Here is a 3782-nt window from a genome sequence, read left to right as displayed (position 1 = left end):
CTGGCCGAGATCGGGCCGCGGCTCGACCGGGCGGTCGATCCGCTCGGGGTGTCGCGCCAGGCGCTGGAAACCGGCGACAGCGTGTTGAAGCCGGGCTGCGGCTGGCTGCCGCCGAGCTGGATGCCCGAGACCGCCATTCGGCGCGCGCTCAAGTCCGCGGCCAAGCTGGAGGCAAGCGGGCTGACCGACTATGGAACGCCGCTTGGCCATCGGCCTCTTCGCCAGCTTCTGGCACGACGTCTCGGCGAACATGGCGTCGAAGCATCTCCCGACCAGATCATCCTGACGGAATCGGGAACGCAGGCGATCGACCTTCTCTGCCGTTTCCTGATTGAGCCGGGCGATACGGTCGTGGTCGACGATCCCTGCTATTTCAACTTCCACGCCTTGCTGCGCGCCCATCGGGCTGAGGTGGTGAGCGTGCCCTATACGCCCACGGGGCCGGACCTCGAAAAATTTGCCGAGGTGCTGACGGCGCATCGACCGCGCATCTACATTACCAATTCCGCGCTTCATAATCCGACCAGCGCCACGCTATCTCCCGTCGTTGCTCACCGCCTGCTCAAGCTTGCCGACCAGGCGGGTCTCACGATCGTCGAGGATGATATCTTCGCGGATTTCGAGCATACGCCGGCGCCGCGGCTCGCCGCCTTCGACGGGCTCGATCGTGTTGTGCAGATCGGCAGCTTCTCCAAGACCCTTTCTGCCGCCATCCGCTGCGGTTTCATCGCCGCACCACGCGACTGGATAGAAGGGCTCATCGACCTGAAGATCGCCACCACCTTCGGCGGGCCGAGCCTTGCGGCAGAACTGGTCTTTTCGATGCTGAAGGATGGCAGCTACCGCAAGCACATGGAGGCGCTGCGCCAGCGGCTGGCGCGGGCGATGAGCGAAACGGCGGCGCGCCTCGGCGATATCGGCATCAAGCCATGGATCGAGCCGCAGGCCGGAATGTTCCTCTGGTGCCATTTGCCCGAGGGCATCGAGGCGGCCGAGGTGGCGCAGAAGGCGCTGCAGCAGGAGATTGTGCTGGCACCCGGAAATGTCTTCAGCCATGCCGGCACGGCCAACGGCTTCCTGCGCTTCAATGTCTCTCAGTGCGAAGACGAGCGCCTTTTCAAGGTTCTGCCCGCGATCATGCGCCAGTGCGATCCTGCGCGCTCGGGCTGAGTAGACCGGCATTTTGCACCCAGTTGCACGTTTTGAAGGCAATCGCCGGCGCTATTTGGGGATGGGTCGCTGATCTCAACCTCGCCGGCGCGATTTGCCGCGGAGCCGGGCAGGTTTTGCCTATTTTTTGCGCAATCCGCTTCTTCCTTGCGCTGTTGCATTGGCGCGCTGGCAATCACTCGTGCCGCTAGCGGCTCTTTTCTCCAGATTCTTCGACTGAATCCGAGTTGGCACGATTAATGCTTCTTAACAGGCATCGGTCGTCGGGCAAGCCGATCTGGATTGCCCAGCCGCTTCGGAACCCAGCCATTCCTGGCGTCATATGAGAGAACGAAATGACAAAGTTTAAGCTCGAATACATCTGGCTCGACGGTTACAAGCCCACCCCGAACCTGCGCGGCAAGACCCTGATCAAGGAATTCGACGCTTTCCCGACGCTTGAGCAGCTTCCCTTCTGGGGCTTCGACGGTTCCTCCACGATGCAGGCCGAAGGCAGCAGCTCGGACTGCGTGCTGAAGCCGGCCGCCGTCTATCCAGATCCGGAGCGCAAGAACGGCGTTCTCGTCCTCTGCGAAGTCATGATGCCGGATGCCAAGACGCCGCATCCGTCCAACACCCGCGCTACGGTCCTTGAGGACGACGGCGCCTGGTTCGGCTTCGAGCAGGAGTACTTCTTCTACCAGGGCGGTCGCCCACTCGGTTTCCCGGACGCCGGCTTCCCCGCGCCGCAGGGCCCCTATTACTGCGGCGTCGGCTTCAGCAACGTTGGCGACGTGGCCCGCAAGATCGTCGAAGAGCACCTCGACATCTGCCTGGCTGCCGGCATCAACCATGAAGGCATCAATGCGGAAGTCGCCAAGGGCCAGTGGGAATTCCAAGTGTTCGGCAAGGGCTCGCGCAAGGCTGCCGACGAAATCTGGCTCGCCCGCTACCTGCTGCAGCGCCTGACGGAAAAGTACGGCATCGATGTCGAATACCATTGCAAGCCGCTCGGCGACACCGACTGGAACGGCTCGGGCATGCACGCCAACTTCTCGACCGAATACATGCGCGAAGTCGGCGGCAAGGAGTATTTCGAGAGCCTGATGGAAGCCTTTGGCGAAGCTCGTGCCGATCACATCGCCGTCTACGGTCCTGATAACCACATGCGCCTGACCGGCAAGCACGAAACCGCTTCGATCCACCAGTTCAGCTATGGCGTTGCTGACCGTGGCGCGTCGATCCGCGTTCCGCACAGCTTCGTCAACAACGGCTACCGTGGTTACCTGGAAGACCGCCGTCCGAACTCCAAGGGCGACCCCTACCAGATCGCTTCGCAGATCCTGAAGACGATCTCGACCGTCCCGACCGACGTCGAAAAGCGCGAAGCCGCCTGATTTTGTGGCCCGGCGCGCACGAGGGCGCCGGGCCAAAAATCGACGGGGTTGCGCTTTTCGCGCCCAAACAAAAACGCCCCGCAAGCTGCGGGGCGTTTTTGTTTTTGCCAGTCGGCAGGCGGCTCAGGCCGCGCGCACGAAATGATCCGGTTCGACCTCGCGGATCGTCGCCTGATCTGCCGCCGAGCGGCGGCGCGTTTCGTCTGCTTGGGCGGAGCTGACCTGCGCATTCGGATCGTCGAAGCGGACATCCGGGTCGGGCACCGCCGATAGCAGCAGCTTCGTATAGGGATGGGCCGGGTTGTCGATGACCTTGCCGGTATTGCCCCACTCGACGATCTGGCCAGCATACATCACCGCGATATCCTCGGCGACGTAACGTGCGGTCGCGATGTCGTGGGTGATGTAGAGCAGGCCGAGGTTCATCTCGCGCTTCATTTCGCTCAGGAGATTGAGCACGCCGAGCCGCACGGATACGTCGAGCATCGAGGTCGGCTCGTCCGCGACGATGACCTCGGGCTTGGCCGCGAGCGCCCTAGCGATGTTGACGCGCTGGCGCTGGCCGCCGGAAAGTTCGTGCGGGTACCTCGGCGCGACGATGTCAGGATCGAGCTTCACTTGCCGAAGCAGCGCCTTGATCTCTTCATCGACCGCAGCCCCCCTGATGTCGGGACGGTGCAGCCTCAGCGGACGCTTGAGGTGGTAGGCGATGGTGTGGGCTGGATTGAGCGACGCGAAGGGATCCTGGAAGATCATCTGCACCGAACGGCGATAGTCGGCGATTTCCTTGGATCCGGCCGCGTCGACGGGCTTGCCCTTGTAGAGCAGCCGTCCTTCGCTCGGCTCGTATTCGCGCATGGCGATGCGGGCGCAAGTGGTCTTGCCGCTGCCGGATTCACCGACGACGGCGAGCGCCCTTCCCGCATGCAGCGAAAACGATATGGACCGCGCGGCGCGCACGGCAGACGGGCCGTTGCCGAAGGTCTTGCTGACCTTGTCGAGCGTCAGGATGGGTGCGGATAGGCCGGTCATCTGAGAACGCCTCCGTGCAGCGAGGGGAAGGAGGCCCAAAGCTTCTTGGTATAGTCGTGCTCCGGTGTCCGGTAGATGGCGTCGGCGGTTCCCTGTTCGACCAGTTTGCCACCGAGCATGATGCCGATGCGGTCGCAGAACTGCACCATCAGCCCGAGGTCGTGGGTGATGAAGAGCACGGCAAAGCCAAGCTTGCGCCGGAGT

General features: G+C 62.9%; 3 protein-coding genes and 1 pseudogene. 2 read left to right on the top strand and 2 right to left on the bottom strand.

Translation table 11 applies throughout. The features are described 5' to 3' along the window. Both I8N66_RS22675 and I8N66_RS22670 read left to right on the top strand, forming a co-directional pair. Positions 1 to 1170 (top strand): PLP-dependent aminotransferase family protein (locus I8N66_RS22675; RefSeq protein WP_291158104.1); only part of this gene is annotated, 1170 nt, incomplete at its 5' end. A gap of 335 nt (positions 1171 to 1505) precedes the next feature. Then, positions 1506 to 2546 carry a glutamine synthetase beta-grasp domain-containing protein gene (locus tag I8N66_RS22670; protein WP_291158101.1) on the top strand — a complete coding sequence of 347 codons (1041 nt, stop codon included), beginning with the start codon at positions 1506 to 1508 and terminating at the stop codon, positions 2544 to 2546. A 123-nt stretch (positions 2547 to 2669) separates the two neighbouring features. On the opposite strand, the gene I8N66_RS22665 is transcribed toward I8N66_RS22670, so the two are convergent. Together I8N66_RS22665 and I8N66_RS22660 are read right to left on the bottom strand one after the other, a co-directional pair. Next, the gene (locus tag I8N66_RS22665) at positions 2670 to 3578 is read right to left on the bottom strand and encodes an ATP-binding cassette domain-containing protein (protein WP_291158098.1); all 909 of its coding nucleotides are present in this window, start codon (positions 3576 to 3578) and stop codon (positions 2670 to 2672) included. Next, a pseudogene (locus I8N66_RS22660) lies at positions 3575 to 3782 on the bottom strand (ABC transporter ATP-binding protein); the annotation flags it as partial. The gene I8N66_RS22665 and the pseudogene I8N66_RS22660, both read right to left, overlap by 4 nt.

It is taken from the genome of Ensifer sp. SSB1, from assembly GCF_016652895.1.
Lineage (GTDB): Bacteria > Pseudomonadota > Alphaproteobacteria > Rhizobiales > Rhizobiaceae > Ensifer.
This window is presented reverse-complemented; position numbering and strand designations above follow the sequence as displayed.